This window comes from Roseiflexus castenholzii DSM 13941 (genome assembly GCF_000017805.1).
In the GTDB taxonomy this organism is placed as follows: domain Bacteria; phylum Chloroflexota; class Chloroflexia; order Chloroflexales; family Roseiflexaceae; genus Roseiflexus; species Roseiflexus castenholzii.
The window spans coordinates 1,279,806-1,298,762 of sequence record NC_009767.1 but is presented as its reverse complement, the minus strand read 5'-3'; the positions used below and the strand labels follow the sequence as shown (position 1 = coordinate 1,298,762).

17 protein-coding genes and 2 pseudogenes are annotated in these 18,957 nt (G+C 61.1%); 7 read left to right on the top strand and 12 right to left on the bottom strand.

The genetic code is table 11. The annotated features are described in order from the left end of the window. Positions 1-55: 55 nt before the first annotated feature. Positions 56-2,416 carry an endopeptidase La gene (gene lon, locus RCAS_RS05080; RefSeq protein ID WP_012119532.1) on the bottom strand — a complete coding sequence of 787 codons (2,361 nt, stop codon included), beginning with the start codon at positions 2,414-2,416 and terminating at the stop codon, positions 56-58. 542 nt (positions 2,417-2,958) lie between these two features. On the opposite strand from lon, the gene RCAS_RS05075 reads away from it, so the two are divergent. Next, positions 2,959-3,342 carry a response regulator transcription factor gene (locus RCAS_RS05075; protein WP_012119531.1) on the top strand — a complete coding sequence of 128 codons (384 nt, stop codon included), beginning with the start codon at positions 2,959-2,961 and terminating at the stop codon, positions 3,340-3,342. 528 nt (positions 3,343-3,870) lie between these two features. On the opposite strand, the pseudogene RCAS_RS05070 reads toward RCAS_RS05075, so the two are convergent. The 4 genes and pseudogenes from RCAS_RS05070 to RCAS_RS05055 form a co-directional block, all read right to left on the bottom strand. Beyond that, positions 3,871-4,128 (bottom strand): annotated as a pseudogene (locus RCAS_RS05070) (type I CRISPR-associated protein Cas7); the annotation flags it as partial. 312 nt (positions 4,129-4,440) lie between these two features. After that, the gene (tpiA, locus tag RCAS_RS05065) at positions 4,441-5,205 is read right to left on the bottom strand and encodes a triose-phosphate isomerase (RefSeq protein ID WP_012119530.1); all 765 of its coding nucleotides are present in this window, start codon (positions 5,203-5,205) and stop codon (positions 4,441-4,443) included. 10 nt (positions 5,206-5,215) lie between these two features. Continuing rightward, a complete protein-coding gene (locus RCAS_RS05060) occupies positions 5,216-5,890 on the bottom strand; it encodes a zinc metalloprotease (RefSeq protein ID WP_012119529.1) in 675 nt (224 codons plus the stop codon). Positions 5,891-5,906: 16 nt separating this feature from the next. Next, positions 5,907-6,563 carry a protein-L-isoaspartate(D-aspartate) O-methyltransferase gene (locus tag RCAS_RS05055; RefSeq protein WP_012119528.1) on the bottom strand — a complete coding sequence of 219 codons (657 nt, stop codon included), beginning with the start codon at positions 6,561-6,563 and terminating at the stop codon, positions 5,907-5,909. A gap of 144 nt (positions 6,564-6,707) precedes the next feature. On the opposite strand from RCAS_RS05055, the gene RCAS_RS05050 reads away from it, so the two are divergent. From RCAS_RS05050 to RCAS_RS05040, 3 genes and pseudogenes are all read left to right on the top strand, one after another. Then, positions 6,708-7,265: a sigma-70 family RNA polymerase sigma factor gene (locus RCAS_RS05050; protein ID WP_012119527.1), complete on the top strand. Its 558-nt coding sequence runs from the start codon at positions 6,708-6,710 to the stop codon at positions 7,263-7,265. A gap of 326 nt (positions 7,266-7,591) precedes the next feature. Next, positions 7,592-7,859: pseudogene (locus RCAS_RS26430) on the top strand (XamI family restriction endonuclease). Positions 7,860-8,036: 177 nt separating this feature from the next. Then, positions 8,037-8,417, top strand: a complete 381-nt coding sequence (locus RCAS_RS05040) for a hypothetical protein (protein WP_198136004.1) — start codon at positions 8,037-8,039, stop codon at positions 8,415-8,417. Between the two features lie 25 nt (positions 8,418-8,442). On the opposite strand, the gene RCAS_RS24900 is transcribed toward RCAS_RS05040, so the two are convergent. The 5 genes from RCAS_RS24900 to RCAS_RS05020 all read right to left on the bottom strand — a co-directional run bounded on the left by RCAS_RS24900 (position 8,443) and on the right by RCAS_RS05020 (position 12,772). Then, on the bottom strand, positions 8,443-8,589 hold the full coding sequence (locus tag RCAS_RS24900) for an STAS domain-containing protein (RefSeq protein ID WP_157042553.1): 147 nt from the start codon (positions 8,587-8,589) through the stop codon (positions 8,443-8,445). A gap of 82 nt (positions 8,590-8,671) precedes the next feature. Next, the gene (locus tag RCAS_RS05035) at positions 8,672-9,070 is read right to left on the bottom strand and encodes a Zn-ribbon domain-containing OB-fold protein (RefSeq protein ID WP_012119526.1); all 399 of its coding nucleotides are present in this window, start codon (positions 9,068-9,070) and stop codon (positions 8,672-8,674) included. A gap of 15 nt (positions 9,071-9,085) precedes the next feature. Continuing rightward, the gene (locus tag RCAS_RS05030) at positions 9,086-10,240 is read right to left on the bottom strand and encodes a thiolase C-terminal domain-containing protein (protein ID WP_012119525.1); all 1,155 of its coding nucleotides are present in this window, start codon (positions 10,238-10,240) and stop codon (positions 9,086-9,088) included. 4 nt (positions 10,241-10,244) lie between these two features. Further along, positions 10,245-11,291, bottom strand: a complete 1,047-nt coding sequence (locus RCAS_RS05025) for a hydroxymethylglutaryl-CoA synthase (protein ID WP_012119524.1) — start codon at positions 11,289-11,291, stop codon at positions 10,245-10,247. A 146-nt stretch (positions 11,292-11,437) separates the two neighbouring features. Continuing rightward, positions 11,438-12,772: a hydroxymethylglutaryl-CoA reductase, degradative gene (locus tag RCAS_RS05020; RefSeq protein ID WP_012119523.1), complete on the bottom strand. Its 1,335-nt coding sequence runs from the start codon at positions 12,770-12,772 to the stop codon at positions 11,438-11,440. A gap of 206 nt (positions 12,773-12,978) precedes the next feature. Between RCAS_RS05020 and RCAS_RS05015 the strand changes: the two genes are divergently transcribed. The 3 genes from RCAS_RS05015 (at position 12,979) to RCAS_RS05005 (ending at position 17,391) form a co-directional block, all read left to right on the top strand. Then, positions 12,979-13,635 carry a hypothetical protein gene (locus tag RCAS_RS05015; protein ID WP_232280173.1) on the top strand — a complete coding sequence of 219 codons (657 nt, stop codon included), beginning with the start codon at positions 12,979-12,981 and terminating at the stop codon, positions 13,633-13,635. 702 nt (positions 13,636-14,337) lie between these two features. Beyond that, positions 14,338-16,317: an acetyl-CoA carboxylase biotin carboxylase subunit gene (locus RCAS_RS05010; RefSeq protein WP_012119521.1), complete on the top strand. Its 1,980-nt coding sequence runs from the start codon at positions 14,338-14,340 to the stop codon at positions 16,315-16,317. 219 nt (positions 16,318-16,536) lie between these two features. Then, the gene (locus RCAS_RS05005; RefSeq protein ID WP_012119520.1) at positions 16,537-17,391 is read left to right on the top strand and encodes an aminoglycoside adenylyltransferase domain-containing protein; all 855 of its coding nucleotides are present in this window, start codon (positions 16,537-16,539) and stop codon (positions 17,389-17,391) included. Positions 17,392-17,521: 130 nt separating this feature from the next. Here the strand turns inward: RCAS_RS05005 and RCAS_RS05000 are convergent, their stop codons facing one another. Further along, positions 17,522-18,292 carry an enoyl-CoA hydratase-related protein gene (locus RCAS_RS05000; protein WP_012119519.1) on the bottom strand — a complete coding sequence of 257 codons (771 nt, stop codon included), beginning with the start codon at positions 18,290-18,292 and terminating at the stop codon, positions 17,522-17,524. Next, positions 18,292-18,954, bottom strand: coding sequence for a hypothetical protein (locus RCAS_RS04995; RefSeq protein WP_012119518.1), 663 nt, complete (start codon positions 18,952-18,954; stop codon positions 18,292-18,294). The genes RCAS_RS05000 and RCAS_RS04995 overlap by 1 nt, the downstream gene beginning before the upstream one ends. Positions 18,955-18,957: the final 3 nt, after the last annotated feature.

Genomic DNA, 18,957 nt, shown 5'->3' with positions numbered 1-18,957 from the left:
CGTTGGCTTCGGCACATTCAGCCAACGCCTCCCGCCAGAACAGTCCGCGTCCGGTTCACGACCCCTGGTGCGCCAGTGCGATCTTCAGCACTTCATCCATCGACGAGACCGGGATCAACTGCAACTCCTCGCGCACTTTCTTTGGCAATTCCGCAATATCTTTCGCATTATCCTTCGGCAGGATGAACGTGCGAATACCTGCACGATGCGCCGCCAGCGTCTTCTCTTTCAAGCCGCCAATGGGCAGCACCTTGCCGCGCAGCGTAATCTCACCGGTCATCGCCACATCCCGTCGCACCGGTTTACCGGTCACCGCCGAAATCAGCGCCGTCGTCAAGGTAATACCCGCCGAAGGACCGTCCTTCGGCACCGCGCCTTCGGGCACGTGGATGTGAATGTTGTGCTCATCGAAGTAACTGGGATCGACGCCAAGCTGTTCAGCGCGGAACCGCGCATAACTCATTGCCGCCTGAGCGCTCTCTTTCATCACTTCGCCCAACTGACCGGTGAGTTGAAGCCCACCCTTGCCACGCACCGGCAACACCTCGATTGAGAGCACGTCGCCGCCGGTTGGCGACCAGGTGACGCCGGTCGCCACACCAACTTCGTCCTTCTCTTCCGCCAGACCGAACGTATAGCGTTCTGGTCCCAGGTAGTTCGGAATATCGGGCGCATCAATGACAATCGGAAACTCAACCGGGTCGCCATCGCTGGCAGCCGCAACTTTACGCGCCGTCTTGCGGCACAGGCTGGCGATCTCGCGCTCCAGATTGCGCACACCCGCCTCACGCGTATATTCACGCACCAGTTTGATAATTGCGGCGTCGGTAATAATCAGTTGATCCGGCGCCAACCCGTGGAACTCACGCTGCTTGCGCACCAGGAATCCCTGCGCGATGCCCAGTTTCTCGTCTTCCGTATACCCGCCGATCTCGATAATTTCCATGCGGTCGCGCAGCGGGTTCGGAATCGTATCGAGTTGGTTGGCAGTTGCGATAAACACCACCTGCGAGAGATCGAACGGAATCTCCAGGTAATGATCGGAGAACGCATTATTCTGCTCAGGGTCGAGCACTTCCAGCAGCGCCGAGGTCGGATCGCCGCGGAAATCCTGGCCGACCTTATCGATCTCATCGAGCACATACACCGGATAGCGCGACTTCGCCGTTTTCATGCCCTGGATGATCCGTCCCGGCAACGCGCCGATGTACGTACGACGGTGCCCGCGAATTTCGGCTTCATCGCGAATGCCGCCAAGGCTGGTGCGCACGAACTTGCGCCCCAGCGCCCGCGCGATTGAGCGCCCAAGCGAAGTCTTACCGACGCCGGGCGGACCAACGAAGCACAGAATAGGCGAACGCATCCGATTCCCCGCCAGTTTACGCACCGCCAGGTACTCCAGAATACGCTCCTTGACCCGCTCAAGACCGTAGTGATCCTCGTCGAGCACCTTCTGCGCCTCGTGCAGGCTAATCTCAGGCAATTCCTCTTCCGCCCAGGGCAGGTTCAGGATCCAATCGAGATAGGTGCGGATCACGCCCGCTTCCGGGCTATTCATGCCCTGCTGCGCCAGACGCTTGAGTTCGTGCATCGCCTGCTCTTTGACATAGTCTGGAGCGTCGAGTTGGGCAATTTTGCGCTTCAACTCATCGATGGGATCATCAACATCATCGTCTTCACCCAGTTCACGACGAATGACTCGCATTTGTTCGCGCAGGAAGTACTCGCGCTGGCTCTGGTCCAGCACTTCTTTCGTATCCTGCTGAATCTTCTGGCGCAGTTTGAGCAATTCGAGTTGCCGGGCAAGCAGGCGATGCGCGCGGCGCAACCGCTCGACCGGATCGAGTTCGTTAAGAATATCGAGCCGTTCCTCGAACTCAAAGGCCGGCGCCCATGTCACAATGTCTGCCAGGTGCCCTGGTTTGTCGATGCGGTGGACAAAGGCAACCGCATCCTGCGGCACTTCACCGAGGTGATCGACGAACTCATCAATCTGTTGCTTGACCGAATCCATCAGGGCTTCAATTTCAATGCCCCTGGGTTCGGGATCGCTGATCGCGTGGCAGCGCACCCGATAGAACGGCTCACTCTGGAGCATCGTCTGCACCAATGCGCGACTGATGCCCTCCAGAATGATGCGTGCCGTTCCGTCGGGCAGTTTGACGAATTCGTCAAGACGCGCAATCACGCCAACGGGCGGCAACTGCTGCGGTTGGCTGCTTTTGTACGTCTCGATTTCGCTTTCAGATACAAAAATCAACAAAACAAGATGATCATTCTCCCATGCCTGCTCCATGGCGCGATACGACTTCCCCTGCCCCACCTGCAGCGGCACCGTCATGTGCGGCATGATCACCAGTTCTCCCAGAATAGCGAGTGGGAGGTCGTGATCGGAAGTCTCAATCATTTTTCCCATAGTGTCGAACCCTCACTTTGCCCGCAAATGACCTTCGCGGATGTGACGCTTGCGCGCGTCGATTAACATATGTTGTACGCTTCGAGGCGTGCGCTCAATGATTATGAGTATGCGCTATCATGGTACCACAAATCCTACCGGATGGTAAATGAGCGGCAACTGAGAACCTTTGTCAACCTCCATGCATGGCGACTGTGATCGTCTTTCGCCGGGTCGATTGTTTGTTTCACAGTATACAACGAATGAATCGGCAAGAAGTTGCGCCTGACCGGTTATACCAATGACGCTTGACGATGCCGCATGCGTGTCATTCCGAGCCCTTCGCTTCGCTCAGGGTAAACGCAGCGAGGAATCTGAACGGGTCGCGCATGACCTCTCGCGCTGCTCGGGGTGACCATGCCGGATGTGTACAGGTCATTGGCATTATCTGTTACAGATACGCCAACATTTCGATCACATCTTGTGTGCCACGACTTGCCATGAAGCGGGTATGATTCATCACGGACAGGCGGCGCTGCCGCACCAGCGACGAGCAGGCATTCATGATGGCGCAACACACCATTCTCATTGTCGATGATGAAGCCAATCAGCGACTCATGCTCACTCAGGCGTTGCGCACCAACGATGAGCGCGAGATTGCTTCGGCTGCGTCAGTAGCGGAGGCGCTGGAATGGCTCAATCACCATACTGCTGATCTGATCATCACCGATTATAATATGCCGTCGGCAAACGGGCTGGCGCTGGTTGCGCATGTGCGCCAGCGCGCTCTTCCCACTCGCATCATTCTTATTACGGCATACTATTCGCCGGAGTTACAGGAAGCAGCCCGGCAACTGGGGGTCGATCACTTTTTGACCAAGCCGGTTCCGCTCTCACTGCTGCGGCGGCTTGCAAACGATCTAGGAGATGTGACTTCCAGCGCCTGATGTGACGCCCACCACTTCGCCAATCGTGTTCTGGCATCGCTCCCGGCGCCCGGCTCGCAGAAAGACAATGGGCAAACGCTTGGAGAATTGAAGTTTTGCTCGATCTGCTCAAAGCGCAGGACGTGAACATCTCAACCAGCGGAGATGAAGCAATCCCCTCGCTTACACAATGAGAGCCGGTCACATCAGGCTCGCAAGGCAATCGAACGCGCTGCGCCGGTGCTGGCATGGGGAGAGTCGCACATCCCGTGATGCGTTGGGCGTGTACTCGTGGGGCATCGTGTCGTTGCGAGGCGCGGAGCGACGAAGCAATCCCCTCGCTTACACAAGGTATCCATGACCATCGAGAGTGCGTCGCTGCCGCTGTGCAGCCTACGCGCATTCATGCACCCACACCGCTCCGGCGGCTATGACACCGGAGAGTGCGTCGCTGCCGCTGTGCAGCCTACGCGCGTTCGTGCACCCACACCGCTCCGACGGCCATGACACCGGAGATTGCGTCGCTTCGCTCGCAATGACAGTTGATTCCTATCGTTTCTCTATCAGTGTCATGCCTTGCGGAACACCCGCCTTGTCTACCGTCACTTCGTAATCGCTGAAATTGCGTGGGGGATTGGCTTCAGGTTTGCGCTGCACTGCGATCAACTCAAACAGATTGTGGACAGGAGCGTCGTCCAGGTCGCTTTCGCGTTTGAAAACGAACAGTTTGCGGGTTGCCATCTTGCCGCGCGCCGCCGAGCGGTCATGTTCGAACATGCTGATGAGCGCCTCCCAGAACAGCGCCCGGTCTTCCTGCGAGGGAAAGAAGGAATACGCCGGTCCTGGCGGTCCGGCGTTGTCCCGCGTTCAAGGCACAATCTGCAAGGTGCAGCGATCACCAACCGCCTTGACCTCCTCGCGCCTTATACCAATGACCTGTGACCATCCGGCATGGTCACCCCGAGCCGCGCGAGGGGTCGTGCGCGACCCGCGCCGATTCCGCGCTGCGTTTACCCTGAGCGAAGCGAAGGGCTCGGAATGACAAGTCGCTGCGTTTACCCTGAGCGAAGCGAAGGGCTCGGAATGACACGCATGCGGCATCGTCAATCGTAATCGGTATTACTCCTGCGGTGAAAGGAAATGGACAATGCGCAGGAAACTGTCCGCCTTGAGCGATGCGCCCCCAACCAGCGCCCCGTCGATGTCGGGTTGTGCCATCAGATCGTCGATATTGTCCGGTTTGACACTGCCGCCGTACAGAATATTGATCGTCGCCGCCGTGTCGGAACCCGCCATATCGCCAAGGATCCGCCGGATCGTTTCGTGCATTGCCTGCGCGTCGGCCGGAGTGGCGGTATCGCCGGTGCCGATTGCCCACACCGGCTCATATGCGATGACAATGCGACCGATCTGCTCCGGCGTCATGCCGGTGAGCGCGGCGCGCACCTGCGCAACGACGACAGTTTCCGCATGCCCGGCGTCGCGTTGTGGCTTGGTCTCGCCGACGCACAGGATCGGCGTGAGATCGTGCGCCAGCGCCGCGCGCACCTTCTTGCCGATCAATTCGTCCCCTTCGCCGAAAATGGCGCGGCGTTCACTATGTCCGACAATCACATAGGCGCACCCCAGGTCGCGCAGCATCACCGGAGAAATGGCGCCGGTAAACGCCCCCTGCGGCTCGATGTAGACATCCTGTGCTCCCAATGCGATGGGTGTACCCTGCACCAGATCATGCACCGTTTGCAGCGCCGTGAATGGCGGGCAGACCAGCACCTTGCGGTCACCGACGTCGCCAAGCCCGTGGAGCAGCCCTTCGACGAGTTCGCGCGCCTCACCGGTGGTTTTGTACATCTTCCAGTTGCCTGCGAGAAGTGGCGTTCGCATGAAACCTCCTCTAACCGCCAAACAGCCTCAGGACAAAGAGCCAGATATTCAGGAGATTGCCAGGAAGCACAAATGCCAGCAGGATGCCAATGGCTACCGTAACGCCAAACACAACGGAGTTCCAGGCAAGCACTTTGGCGCCATCGAATGGTCCGGCGGGGATCATATTGAACAACCCAAGCCAGGCATTCAGGGCAACGCCGGTATAGAACAGTTGCACGATCCAGGTATCGCGCAGACCGGCGAGGAACGCAACCGGCGCCGCAACGAGAAACACTCCTGCAAGCGCCATGTTGGTCGCCGGTCCCGCCAGGGCGATCAACCCGCTCTGGCGCGGCGTCAGGTAGCCGCGATGCCAGACGGCGCCGGGAGCAGCGAAGAAGAGACCAAGGGGGAGGAACGCGACGACAATCGAGATCGCCAGCATCTGCACATTTGCAACAAAGTGCGCCTGTGCGCCGAATCGCCGCGCAACGATACGGTGCGCCAGTTCGTGGAGCACGAACCCCAAACCACACACCACGGCTGCAATGAAGAGATTCGTCAAAAACCGGCTGCTTGCCAGGTTTGTCGCGCCGGTTTGAAAGACGGCGTAGGCGATGGTAGTGCCAGCCCAGGCTTTGAATAACTCAACGGTGTCGTTGCTTCGCCCCGCAAAAATGCCCTCATCAGGCGTCGAAAACATAACAACTCCATCCAGTTCAGCGTTCCGGGTAGTGTTCAGTCGTCCAGGCATGCCCGCCGATCAACGGAACGAAGCGCACATCACACAGCCGCTCGGTGCGCAGGGTATCGCCTGTGCGACGCAACCGCAACAGAATCTGCGCCTGCCTTCCGCCGACCGGAATCACCAACCGCCCGGAGGATGCCAGCTGCTCACGCAGTGGCGCCGGCACCCAGGGTGATGCCGCCGACACCAGAATGGCATCGAAGGGCGCGTAGTCCGGCAACCCCTGCGTGCCATCACCGACATGGACGGTGACATTGTCGTAGCCAAGGGTGCGGAGCAGCGCAGCGGCACTGGCAGCCAGCGCTTCACGGCATTCAATGGTATGAACCTTCGCTACGATCCGGCTGAGCACCGCGGCAGCGTATCCAGAACCGGCGCCGATTTCGAGGACGCGATCAGTTGGCGCCAGTTGGAGTGCTTCGATCATCAGCGCAACCATATACGGTTGCGAAATGGTCTGCCCTTCGCCAATCGGCAATGCCTGATCGCTGTAGGCGTGCGACCGTTCGTGCGCCGGAACAAACACATGACGCGGCGTCTGCGCCATTGCGTCCAGCACGCGCTGATCGCTGATGCCACGTCGAATCAGGAGATCGATCATGGCGCGGCGCTCGTTTGTGAAATCCATGGCTGCCGCTCCTTTCGATCCTTATTATACCCGCTTTCACCGGCTTAAGGTTACGCTGGTTACGCATTGGTAGCGCCCTCCTGCTACACTCAAACCGATGACGAGGAGACGCGCAGCGACGCGCAATAGGCAGGAAACACTCGTATGGATGCTTCTCCCGCAGATTCCGACTTCCCGCTCTCCGACAGCGACCTGATCAAACGGGCGCAAGACGGCGACCATGCGGCGTTTGCCCAGATTTATGATCGCTATGCTCAACCGCTCTACCGGTACATCTATTTTCGGATCGGCGATCCCGATCTTGCCGAGGATCTTCGGGCAGAAGTCTTTCTGCGCGCATTCGAAGGTCTCGACCGCTACGAGGATCGTGGCTGGCCCCTCTCCGCCTGGCTCTACCGCATTGCGCGCGATCGCACCGTCGATGTGATCCGCCGCCGTCGTCTGCGGCAAACCGTTCCATTGGAGAGTTGGGGCGGCGCCTGTGAGGGACCCGATCACGAAGTTGTGATGCGCCTCGACCACGAAGAACTGCGGCGTCACCTGTGCGATCTCACCGACGATCAGCGGCAGGTGCTCTACCTGCGCTTCATGGTCGATCTCCCGATCCAGGAAGTGGCGCAGCGTCTCGGTCGTTCCGAGGGTGCGGTGAAGGCGTTGCAACATCGCGGGTTGCAATCGCTCGCGCGGCGCCTCGCGCTGTAATCGTTGCCTCCACCGGCAACCACGTCGCCTGAGATTTTACCATGAGCGCTGATCACCTCCTGATCGCTCCCTAAAGCGCGGTATTTGACAGCCTGCATCATATGTGCTACGACCGAATCATCGCCGACGTGGTTTTGGTCGGTGTCGTACTCCGGTCACGAATGATTAACGCCGATAAACCCCATCTCTGGAAGCAGGATATTGCCGCTTCGGTGGATTATCTTAATCGGTGGTTTATCTATCGATTTTGCTCCCGAAACCTTCCGAAACGCGCGCGCAGCGACGGTCGAACAGGTTGAGAAGACATTTCGGGCAATCAATGACTTGTGCAACTTGATCTGTTGAAGCAAAACCCTGAAGCACTTTCGACTCTGCGGATGTGCACTGCACCGCCGCTTGCGGCAGACCGATTGATCGGTCTGGCAGGCGTTAGTAAAAATCTCATCAACACTATGGTAAAGAGGGAAACCTCCGGCTAGAATGGCGCCTGCGCTTCTCGATGGAGATTTGACAAAGCTATGCAATATACTCATCAAGTCGCTTGATCGAGATATTTTTCCCTGGCTGAAAAGCGGTGCAAATCCAACGAATTAGGAACGCGATCGTGCTGCGGCGATCGTTTGACGATTGACGATGCCGCATGCGTGTCATTCCGAGCCCTTCGCTTCGCTCAGGGTAAACGCAGCGCGGAATCGGCGCGGGTCGCGCACGACCCCTCGCGCGGCTCGGGGTGACCATGCCGGATGGTCACCGGTCATTGGTATTAACCTGGTGCGCAAACACACACCGTGGTACCGGCAAGAGCAGCGCGATCCGGCAACGTTTCTCTGCACCTATATGGGACGGGGGTCTCGTGAGCAGGGGCCGTTTCGCTTCGTCTGGAATCGCTCGCAAGCCGTTGGAACGAACCTCTACCTGCTCATGTACCCAAAAGGGCGTCTGGCAGGGCTGTTGAAGAATTGTCCTGACGCCGCCGCAGACGTCTTCGCTTTGCTGCAACAGGTCACCGCCGACGAGTTGCGTGGCGAGGGACGGACCTATGGTAGCGGTTTACATAAAATCGAACCTGGCGAACTTGCGCGGGTGTCTGCGGCAGCCTTCCTCAAGCGGTGTCCCGATCTTGTGATGGAACGCCAGGAGTTGCTGCTGTAATGAACGGCTGAGACTAGTGCGCGTTTCAGTCGTGGCGCAGCAGCGCTGCCACGCCTTCCTGCATGGTCGCAAAGTGACGCGCGTCGTTCAAGTGCATGCGTTCGTGAACGATGCTTTCGGCGATCTCGGGACGCACGCCACACAGCACGATTTCCGCCCTGAGCACGATCATGAAACCAGACAAGCCGAGGGAGGGGCGGGTTCGAGCCTGTCCCCCCCCTGCACCTGAAGACCTGCGTCCAGGATTGCCGCAGTCACATCTGCATGATAGGGCGGAACTTGTAGCCGTACACGATCAGCCCGGTCGGTCCCAGATCGCGCAGGCGGCGGGTGACCATTTCGACCGGCATATCGATGGCTGCCTGATCGAGGTCGCAGTCAGTCAGTTGCGCGGTCACCATGGGTCCTTCTTCGAGGCGCACGAGCGCCACCAGGTAGGGGGTCCGATCCTCGAACCCTTCCGGCGGTTGCCGCACCACGCTGAATGAGTAAACGCGCCCCCGTCCGCTCAGGAGATACGGCTCCCATGTATCTTCCGCTTCGCCGGGACGCGGCGGCGCTGGCGGGAAACGCACCTCGCCGGTCAGTCGGTTGCGCTGCCCTTCCAGGCGATACCGCGCATGGCGCAGACGCCAGTGTTTCGCCAGATCCATCGTTGAACCTCCACCTCAGTCGAGTGTCAGAATGTGAGTCGCCACGGTCGCGCCGATGCCTCCCATGCACTGCGCCAGCGCCACCCGCGCACCATTGACCTGCGCTGCACCTGCGTGCCCGCGCAATTGCGCAACGAGTTCGACAATCTGATAGACGCCATTGGCGCCGACCGTATCACCGCGCGCCTTGCACCCGCCGCCAGTCGCCAGCGGCAAACGTCCCTTCGGAGTAATGGCGCCTTCGCGCGCCAACGCCACCGCTGTTCCACGTTCGGCAAAGCCGCTCGACTCGAGTGCCAGCGCCGCAGCAATCCCGTGCGGATCGGTAATGTCGAACACCTGGACATCATCGTGCGTCAAGTGCGCCGACCGCAGCGCGGCGGTCGTCGTCTGCGCCGCTGCCGCCAGCCATAGCGGGTTGGAACGGCAGTGCAACGCCAGGGTGTCGGTTGCGACGGCGGAACCAGCGATGCGCACCGGGTTTGCGCAGAGTTCGCGCGCCAGCCCTTCGTCGGCGATCACCACGGCGGCTGCGCCGTCGGCTGCTGTCGAGCAGTCGAGCAGGCCGAGCGGTTCGGAGACCATCGGCGCGCTGCGCACCTTGTCGGCAGTGATGGGAAAGCGATACATGGCGTGCGGGTTAGCGATCCCGTTGGCGTGCGCGTTGATCGGGAATGGCGCAAAATCGTCGGCAGCGTACCCGTACTCATGCATGTATCGGCGCATAAGCAATGCCCAGAGCGCAGTCAGAGTCACACCATGGATCGCCTCCCAATCGGCATCGGTTGCCAGCGCGAGCGCCGCTTCGCGGCGCGCATCGAGGACATCGGTCACTTTTTCGACGCCAACGACCGCTGCCAGATCAACGGCGCCCGATGCGACTGCCATGCACGCCTGACGCAATGCCACACCGCCTGACGCTCCGCCAGCCTCGACCGTGATAGCTTCGACGCCGGGGATACCGGCAGTTGTGGCGATCAGCGCACCAATCTGGCTCTGCGCGTGCAATGTTCCACTGAGCGCGCTGGCAACGTAGAGCGCGCCGAGCCGTGATGCAGGAATGGTCCCAAGAGCGCCGGTCAGCGCCTCGACAGCAAGCGACGCAGCGTTGCGGTCCCAGTGCTCGCCAACCGCCGTCGCTCCGGTCCCAATGATATAGACATGTCGCATAGCACTACTCCATCACCAGTTTGCCGCGCCACCTGGCGTACACGGCATAATCGACGAATGTTTCGCGCGCCAGGTACGCCGCCGTCAGCGGCGCCCGCTCACGGCGTTGAGGCAGCGCATCGGTTACCCGCAGCGCATAAGCGTCGGACCCTGCGCCAGAACCGTAGGTTGTTACAAAGATCGTATCACCCGGCTTTGCCACATCGAGAATGGCGCACAATCCAAGCAGCGCCGCCGCCGAGTAGGCGTTGCCGATCTTTGGCGACAGCAGCCCTGGCGCGATTTGCTGCGGCGTGAACCCGAGTTGGCGGGCGACCGTCTGCGGGAAGCGCGTGTTCGGTTGGTGGAACACAGCATAGGTGAAATCCGATGGCTTCGCTCCCAGATCGCGCAGCAACTGTTCGGCGGCGTGGCGCGATGTGCCAAAGTAAGCCGGCTCGCCGGTGAAACGGTGCCCGTGCACCGGATACGCCGTATCGGCGCGGCGAAAAAAGTCGGGGGTGTCGGTTACATACGAGGTCGTCCCTTCAATAATTGCAACCGCATCCGCCGCCGGACCGATCAGCAGCGCCGCTGCTCCGGCAGCGGCGGTGTATTCCAGCGCATCGCCAGGGCGACCCTGCGCGGTATCGGCGCCGATTGCCAGCACATACTGCGCCATGCCGCTGCCGACCATGCCCATCGCAGCAGTCAGCGCCTCAGAACCGGCTTTGCAGGCGAACTCCCAGTCTGCCGTGCTGACCCACGGCGTCGCGCCGAGCGCCTCGGCAACCAGCGTTCCAGACGGTTTAACCGAGTAGGGATGGCTCTCGCTGCCAACCCACACCGCCGAGAGGCGGTCGGGTGCGATGCGCGCTCGCGCCAGCGCGTTGCGCGCGGCTTCAATCGACATGGTGATAGTATCTTCGTCGGGACCGGGTACGCTCTTCGAGTCGACCGGCGTCCCGCCCGCGCCATCCCAAATGCGGGCGATTTCACGCGCCGCGATGCGAAAGCGCGGGATGTAGGCGCCATACCCGACAACGCCCACAGGTCGTTCAGGCTTCATCATTGTGCATACTCCTCTTCCGAAGGCAACAGAAAAGAGAACGCGGAACGTGCGCCGCGCGCCTGCACAGACAGGGTTGCATCACAACGGCGGGATGCAGCGTTCCGGGTTCTCTTCCCGGTGGTTGTTGCCCTTATTTCGTCCGGGTTCTACATTGTTGTCGCCAGAGCGTGAGCGGCGGCAGTGCCGGCATTCTGCGCGCGCAGTTCCGCCAGCAATGCTTCGGCATGCGCCAGCTTAATGCGCCGCTCCTGAACCATACGCGCCGCAATGGTGTCCACCTCGGCGCCCTGTGCGCCGGCGGCCATAGCAATCTGGCGCGCGTGCAGGCTCATATGCCCGCGTTGAATGCCCTCTGTTGCCAGAGCGCGCATCGCCGCCAGGTTCGATGCCAGACCGGCGCAGACGCAGATTTCCGCCAGTTCGTGCGCGTGGGTCACGCCGAGCAATTTGAGCGCTGCCTGCGCCGCCGGATGCACCTTCGTCGCGCCGCCGACAACACCGACCGCGAGCGGCATTTCGAGCGTGCCGACCAGGTTCCCCTGCGCGTCGCGCTCCCAGTGCGTCAGCGAGGTGTATTGTCCGTTACGCGCAGCATAGGCGTGCGCGCCAGCCTCGACGGCGCGCCAGTCGTTGCCGGTGGCGATCAGCACCGGATCGATACCGTTCAGAACACCCTTGTTGTGTGTCGTTGCGCGATAAGGGTCGACTGCGGCAAAGGCATACGCCCACAGAATGCCCTCAACGACCTCTTCGCCGCTCAGACCGTCGCGCGCCAGCGACTTCGCCGGCACAATCGCCCGCGCCCGCGCCAGCCGCCGGTCGCTCAGGTTCGAGAGAATGCGCAGGTACGCCTTGCCGCCGCTGATCTCTTCGAGCAGCGGCGCGACCGCTTCCGCCATCGTATTGATGGCATTGGCGCCCATCGCGTCGCGGCAGTCGATAATCAGATGCACGACCAGCATCGGACCCATCGGGCTGGTCTCGAAAAAGCGCACCTCGACATCTCTGGCGCCGCCGCCAAGCGCCACCAGGCTGCTGCTCTGACGGTTGGCGAGCGCCAGGATCGCCTCGCGCTGCGCCAGAATATCATGGCGGGCGCGGTGCGGATCGGCGACGTGCACCAGTTGCACCTGACCGATCATAAGCGGCGGGGTGGAACTTGCCTGGAACCCGCCCCCGTCGCGTACCAGTTTTGCCGCATAACTGGCGCCTGCGACGATCGATGGCTCTTCGACGACCATTGGAATGAGCACATCGCGCCCATTGATCAGAAAGTTGGTTGCAATGCCGAGTGGCAGGTTGAACGTGCCGATCACATTCTCGATCATCTTGTCGGCGCGCTCGACGGTCAGGGCGCCATTGCCGCCGTGGAGCTGGCGCAGGTCTTCGTCGTTCAGCCCGTCGAACGACCGCACGACTTCGAGACGCTCGTTTGGGCTGAGTTGGTAGAACCCGCTGATCCGTGAGTTGCGCGTTCCCATAATGGATGTGACTCTCCTGTGATAACAGTTTTGCTTTCTGTTACGGGCGAGTATAGCAGGCGGATCCGTTCAAACACGCCATGAAAACTATCAAAACCTATCATTCCCCTGCCTGAGACTTTCATGGTACGATGGGTTCTATGCAGCGATTGTTCATAATCTGCACATTTCTTGCAATCCTGGCCGCGTGCAGCAGCGATGCGCCTGTGACGACGCCTCTCCCGGCACCGGCGTTTCTTCCCCTCGATGTGGCGCTAGATGCGCCCCGTCCATCATCGCCTATCGCCGCCTACTTGTTGGTCGATGCCAGCGGCGCGCGCCTGGTTGCCGGGTTAAGTTTCAGTAACGATGCAACCCCTGTGCCTACCGACCAGCCGGTGCGCCAGGTGTGGCTCGATCCCGGTGGAGAAATCGACAACTTCGTTGCCCGCGCTCAACCAGCCGGCAAGGTGCGGTACCTGGCAGTCGCCGTGACCGGCGCCCTCGAAGGACCTGGCGCATTTGGACCAGATGGCATCTTCGGGTATCGGTTGCATCCCCAGACGATCATGCCGCTCCCCTGGCAGGAGACGACGGTAGCATTCCTGGCGATGACCCCGGCGACCGGTCAGGCAGTGCGGCTAACCGGCGCGTTGATCGCCAGCCAGCATGAAGCTGTCCTTGTTGAGGCGCTTGGTCCTGGCGGCGCGCCGACGCCACAGGCGCGCCAGGTGAAACTGCGCGCGCCGTTGCGCGACGCAGCCCTCCTCTCCGATCTGACCACAACACCGGGGGGCGCCGTGCGCTATGGCATGGTGCAGGTCGAAGGAATCTGGCGCGATGGGATGCTGACGCCCATGGGGATGCGGAACGTTGAACGTTGAACGTGGGAAGGTAAAGCAAGGCGCGAGGCAAGAGGCAAGAGGCAAGAGGCAAGAGGCAAGAGGCAAAAGGCAAGAGGCAAGAGGCAAGAGGCAAGAGGCAAGAGGCAAGAGGCAAGAGGCAAGAGGCAAGAGGCAAGAGGCAAGAGGCAAGAGGCAAGAGGCAAGAGGCAAGAGGCAAAAGGCAAAAGGCAAGAGGCAAGAGGCAAGAGGCAAGAGGCAAGAGGCAAGAGGCAAGAGGCAAGAGGCAAGAGGCAAGAGGTGAGAAGGTTGCAGGTGGGCGTTGCACGTCGAACGAGCGAAGGTGGAGAGTTGAAGGTTGAAGGCTGACATGGTGATCTGGTCGAGGAATGCATCCCAGCGCCGTCGAACGAGCGAAGGTGGAGAGTTGAAGGTTGAAGGTTACAGGTTGAAGGGTTTCCCGACCCCTAATACCAATGACGATTGAAGATGCCGCATGCGTGTCATTCCGAGCGCAGCGACGTGTCATTCCGAGCGCAGCGACGTGTCATTCCGAGCGCAGCGACTTGTCATTCCGAGCGCAGCGACTTGTCATTCCGAGCGCAGCGAGGAATCTGCGCAGGTCGCGCAAGACCCCTCGCTCTGCTCAGGGTGACAATGCCAGATGTTTACAGGTCATTGGTATAACCCCTGAACATGCCCTATAATGGCGAGTGGCAAAGTTTACGCACAGGATCGAAAACCGTGTTTGCCAGGCTTCTAATCGCCAATCGCGGTGAGATCGCCGTTCGGATCATTCGCGCCTGTCATGCCCTGGGAATTGCCGCTATCGCCGTGTACAGCGAAGCAGATCGTCGGGCGCTCCATGTGCGCCTGGCGGATGAAGCGCTGCCAATCGGTCCGGCGCCGGCATCGGAGAGTTATCTGCGCATCGAGGCAATCATCGAGGCAGCGTTGCGCTCTGGCGCGCAGGCGATCCATCCCGGTTACGGCTTCCTCGCCGAACGCGCCACCTTTGCTCGCGCCTGCCGCGATGCCGGACTGACGTTCGTCGGTCCGCCGCCGGAAGCCATCGAGGCGTTGGGAGACAAGATTGCCGCCCGGCGTCTGGCGCTTGCCGCCGGGGTCCCTATTGCGCCCGGCTACCACGGCGCCGATCAGAGTGATGAGACGCTCGCGCGCGAAGCGGAGCGCATTGGCTTCCCACTCCTGATCAAAGCCAGCGCCGGTGGCGGTGGGCGCGGCATGCGCATCGTGCAACGCGCCGATGACCTTCCCGCAGCCGTGGAAAGCGCCCGCCGCGAAGCGCGCGCTGCGTTCGGCGATGATACGATCTTTCTGGAAAAACTGCTCGCGCGTCCACGCCACATCGAAGTGCAGATCCTCGCGGACTCGCATGGCAACTATGTGTATCTGTTCGAGCGCGAATGCTCGATCCAGCGTCGCCACCAGAAAATTGTCGAAGAATCGCCGTCACCGGTGTTGACCGCCAGACAGCGCGAGATGATCGGCGAGGCAGCAGTGCGTCTCGCGCGCGCCGCTGGCTATGTCAACGCGGGCACGGCAGAGTTCCTGTATGACGAGACCGATGGCAGTTTTGCGTTCCTTGAAGTCAATACCCGCTTGCAGGTCGAACATCCCGTCACCGAAGCCGTGACCGGCATCGATCTGGTGCAGTTGCAGATTGCCATCGCTGGCGGCGCGCGCCTGCCATTTCGGCAGGACGACGTACAACAGCGCGGTCATGCCATCGAGGTGCGTCTCTGCGCCGAAGACCCCGTTACCTTTCTACCGACCGGCGGGCGATTGACACGCTTCGATCTACCGGGCGACATTCGCTGCGATACCGGTGTCGAAACCGGCGATGAGGTCACCCTCTACTACGACTCGCTTCTGGCAAAACTCATCGTTCACGCGGATGACCGGGCTGCTGCGATCGCTCGGTTGCGCGCCGCACTCGACGCCTGTGCCGTCGAGGGGGTGACGACCAACCTGCCGCTGCTGCGCGCGATTGTCGCACACCCGGCATTCATCGCTGGCGAGACGACGACCGATTTTCTGACCACACACACGATTCCACAGCACCTGCCGGTTCCCGCTCCCATCCCGGATGAGGCGCTGCTGGCGGCATCCGTGGCTGATGTGCAACTGCTGGCACACGGCAGAGCCGCTACGCGCGATCCCTGGAGCGCGCTGGGACCATGGCGAATGCTGCGCGCCGATATGCCACTGCACTACCGTGACGGCGAAAACGAACGGTCTGTGCGCATAACCGAGGATACCGGCGAATGGCGGGTCGAGATTGATGGGAGGGTCTACGTCACTGGCGTGCTCGAAGCGCATCCTGATCGCCTGACGCTACGAATGGCGGATGGACGAATCGAGCGGTTCGCAATGGCGCGCGATGGCGAAGCACAGGTTGTCGAGTGGCGCGGGCAGCGTTTCCATCTGGTTCGCGCTACTTTAGAGATTGGACGCCTGGGATCCGCCGGGCACAGCCATAGCCGCGCCGGACTGGAAGCCCCAATGCCGGGCACGATTGCGCGTATTCTGGTGCGTGAGGGAGATCGTGTTGCAGCCCACCAACCGCTGGTGGTATTGGAAGCGATGAAGATGGAACACATCGTCGCTGCACCACACGACGGGATTGTGCTCCGCCTGCCCTATGCCATCGGCGCGCTGGTCGCCAAAGGCGCAACGCTGGTGGAACTGGAGGAGGGGTAAGGTGTTGAACGTTTCACAATGCATGCGCAGAGCGAGCATGCATGGCGTAGGGAAGCACCGTTTTACCCTCACCCCCTGCCCCTCTCCCGCGTGCGCGAGAGGGGAGACCGGCGCCGCGCGCGCGTCCGTCCCCCGGTGGGCGTGCCGGGGTGCGCTCGACGGTTCGGTCCGCCCGGAAACGGGCGCAGGGCAAACGAGGGCACAGCGAAGGTGGATAAGATGAGAACGATCCGCGATCGCGCGACTGAGGCGCTGATCCAGGCGCAGGTCGAGCGTTATGTTGCAGATGTGCGCGCTATCCTCGGCGCTGAACTGGTTGGCGTGTATCTGCACGGCTCTCTGGCAATGGGGGGCTTCAATCCGACGCAAAGTGACCTCGATCTGCTGGTGGTCACGCGCGCGCCGATGTCTGTAGTGACGAAACGGGAGATTGCCGATCACCTGCTGCGCGTGTCGTGCCAACCGGCGCCGATTGAGGTAAGTTTTCTCGCGTTGACGATGCTGACGCCGTGGCGCCATCCGCTGCTGTTCGATTTCCACTATAGCGAAATGTGGCGCGCGGCATACATGCGCGACCTGGAAGATGGTATGTGGCGCGCCTGGAACAGACGTGTGCAGCGTGACCCCGACCTCGCTGCGCACATCACGGTTGTGCGTCTGCGCGGCATGGCACTCTACGGTCCACCTGCCGCATCCGTGTTTCCTGAAGTTCCGGAGACAGACTATATCGCCGCGATCATGAGTGATGTCACCGAGGCGCTCGACCGCATCTACGCCGATCCGGTCTATGCCATCCTGAATGCCTGCCGCACGCTGGCGTTCCTGCAAACACACCGGGTGCTCTCAAAAGAGGAAGGCGGTTGGTGGGCGCTCAGTCGGTTGCCTGTCGAGTTGCGTCCACTGGTGGAGATGGCGCTGGTGCATTACCATAGTGCGGAAAATACGGGAGCGTTTCCTGACGCACTCCTTGAAACGTTTCGCAATTATGCACGGCAGGAACTCAGACAGGGCAATTACGGGGAGTATCCCTACGGCAACGATGCCGGGGTTCGTGCCTTCCCCCGAAGACATTGATCCCCCCCACATCGCGCGCCCAGAGGGGGGCGCCCCTCTACCATCCCCGTAGAGCGCCCACAGGGGGGCGCCCATACAACAAACATTCCGCCATCGTCGGGGACCGGACCCCGTGCCTGCACCCTGCGGCTCACGCCCAAGGCGGGCGCCGCCGCGCTTTGAAGGCAGCAATCCCCTCACGCGCTTCGTCGCTCGTGCGCACGCGCGCCAGCATTTCGATCACAAAACGCCGCGCCGCATCCCGCTCACTTTCCCACACCACATCCACCACGCGCTTCGATGCCACAATCGCCTCTGGGGCGCTCGTCAGACAGCGCTGCGCAATCTCCCTGACGGTGGCGTCGAGTTCGTCTGGTGGCACAACACCATGGATCAGTCCAATCTCAAAGGCGCGCTCGGCGCTAAACCGTTCGCCAGAGACGAACAGCGCCCGCGCCTGGCTGACACCGATCTTCGGAACGACATACTGCGCAATGACCGCCGGGATCAACCCGATCTTGACCTCGCCAAAGCCAAAGCGCGCGGTATCGGCGGCAATCGCCAGATCGCAGCACGCAACCAGCCCTGCGCCACCACCGATGGCAGCGCCGTTGATCCGACCGAGCACCACTTTCGGGCACATCCAGATCGCCTCGAACATTGCTGCCAGCGCGCTGGCATCCGCCATGTTCTCCTCGAAGGATAACTCCATGGCGCTCTGCATCCAGCGCATATCGCCGCCAGCGCAGAACGACTCGCCTGCGCCGGTCAGCACAATCACCCGTACCCCTGGATCGCCGGAGAGCGACTCGAACGCGATGCGCATTTCTTCAATGGTAGCGGCGTCAAAAGCATTGTGTACATTGGGACGGTCGAGCGTGACCATTGCAATCGATCCGTCGCGTGTGACAGACACAGTCATCAGGCATGCTCCTCGCCGCGCAGGTAGCGCAGCAATACGCGGCGCCGTTCCAGTCGCTGCTGACTTTCCGGGTCACCGCCCTGGATTACCTCATCGAGCGTCCGCTGTGCTTCTGGATGATCGAGCAGATCACGGCGAGCATGGAAAACGCTTAGCGCCGCTGCATCATCGTCGGCGTTCAAGAACGCAAAGATCGCCTTTCCCTGCGGCGTCTCGGTCCATGTTTCACGATAAAAGCGCAATTGCGCCAGTGCAACCAGACGCTGCCGCAACCCATCGGCAACCTCCTGCTGCCCGGCATCAGCAAACTGTTGCGCCAGATGCTCCACCACTTCTGCAAAAGCGTCATTCAACGTCAGGGGCCAGCGGTCAGCCACCTGCCGCAATTCTTCCAGGGTCGTTGCCGCCAGCACCGCCTGGAACGCGGCGGGAACATCCTGGTCCGCCTGCTGACGAAGGGCGATCAGCCAATCCAAACGTTCGCGCAGCGCCGCTGCCGCCGGGTCCTGCGCAACCTGTTGCGCTGCCGCCAGAAACTCGTCGCTCAACACGAGTGGCGCATCCTCAACCAGCGCCGCCAGGCCGGCGCGGTCCGGCAATGCCAGCAGGCGCATGAGCGCGGATTGGAATGCGTCGGAAGGCAACATCAGTTCAGTGCTCATTGT

Coding starts and splice junctions, on each gene's coding strand:
- lon (WP_012119532.1), bottom strand. CDS start 2,416: ATGGGAAAAATGATTGAGACTTCCGATCACGACCTCCCACTCGCTATT.
- RCAS_RS05075 (WP_012119531.1), top strand. CDS start 2,959: ATGATGGCGCAACACACCATTCTCATTGTCGATGATGAAGCCAATCAG.
- tpiA (WP_012119530.1), bottom strand. CDS start 5,205: ATGCGAACGCCACTTCTCGCAGGCAACTGGAAGATGTACAAAACCACC.
- RCAS_RS05060 (WP_012119529.1), bottom strand. CDS start 5,890: ATGTTTTCGACGCCTGATGAGGGCATTTTTGCGGGGCGAAGCAACGAC.
- RCAS_RS05055 (WP_012119528.1), bottom strand. CDS start 6,563: ATGGATTTCACAAACGAGCGCCGCGCCATGATCGATCTCCTGATTCGA.
- RCAS_RS05050 (WP_012119527.1), top strand. CDS start 6,708: ATGGATGCTTCTCCCGCAGATTCCGACTTCCCGCTCTCCGACAGCGAC.
- RCAS_RS24900 (WP_157042553.1), bottom strand. CDS start 8,589: ATGATCGTGCTCAGGGCGGAAATCGTGCTGTGTGGCGTGCGTCCCGAG.
- RCAS_RS05035 (WP_012119526.1), bottom strand. CDS start 9,070: ATGGATCTGGCGAAACACTGGCGTCTGCGCCATGCGCGGTATCGCCTG.
- RCAS_RS05030 (WP_012119525.1), bottom strand. CDS start 10,240: ATGCGACATGTCTATATCATTGGGACCGGAGCGACGGCGGTTGGCGAG.
- RCAS_RS05025 (WP_012119524.1), bottom strand. CDS start 11,291: ATGATGAAGCCTGAACGACCTGTGGGCGTTGTCGGGTATGGCGCCTAC.
- RCAS_RS05020 (WP_012119523.1), bottom strand. CDS start 12,772: ATGGGAACGCGCAACTCACGGATCAGCGGGTTCTACCAACTCAGCCCA.
- RCAS_RS05005 (WP_012119520.1), top strand. CDS start 16,537: ATGAGAACGATCCGCGATCGCGCGACTGAGGCGCTGATCCAGGCGCAG.
- RCAS_RS05000 (WP_012119519.1), bottom strand. CDS start 18,292: ATGACTGTGTCTGTCACACGCGACGGATCGATTGCAATGGTCACGCTC.
- RCAS_RS04995 (WP_012119518.1), bottom strand. CDS start 18,954: ATGAGCACTGAACTGATGTTGCCTTCCGACGCATTCCAATCCGCGCTC.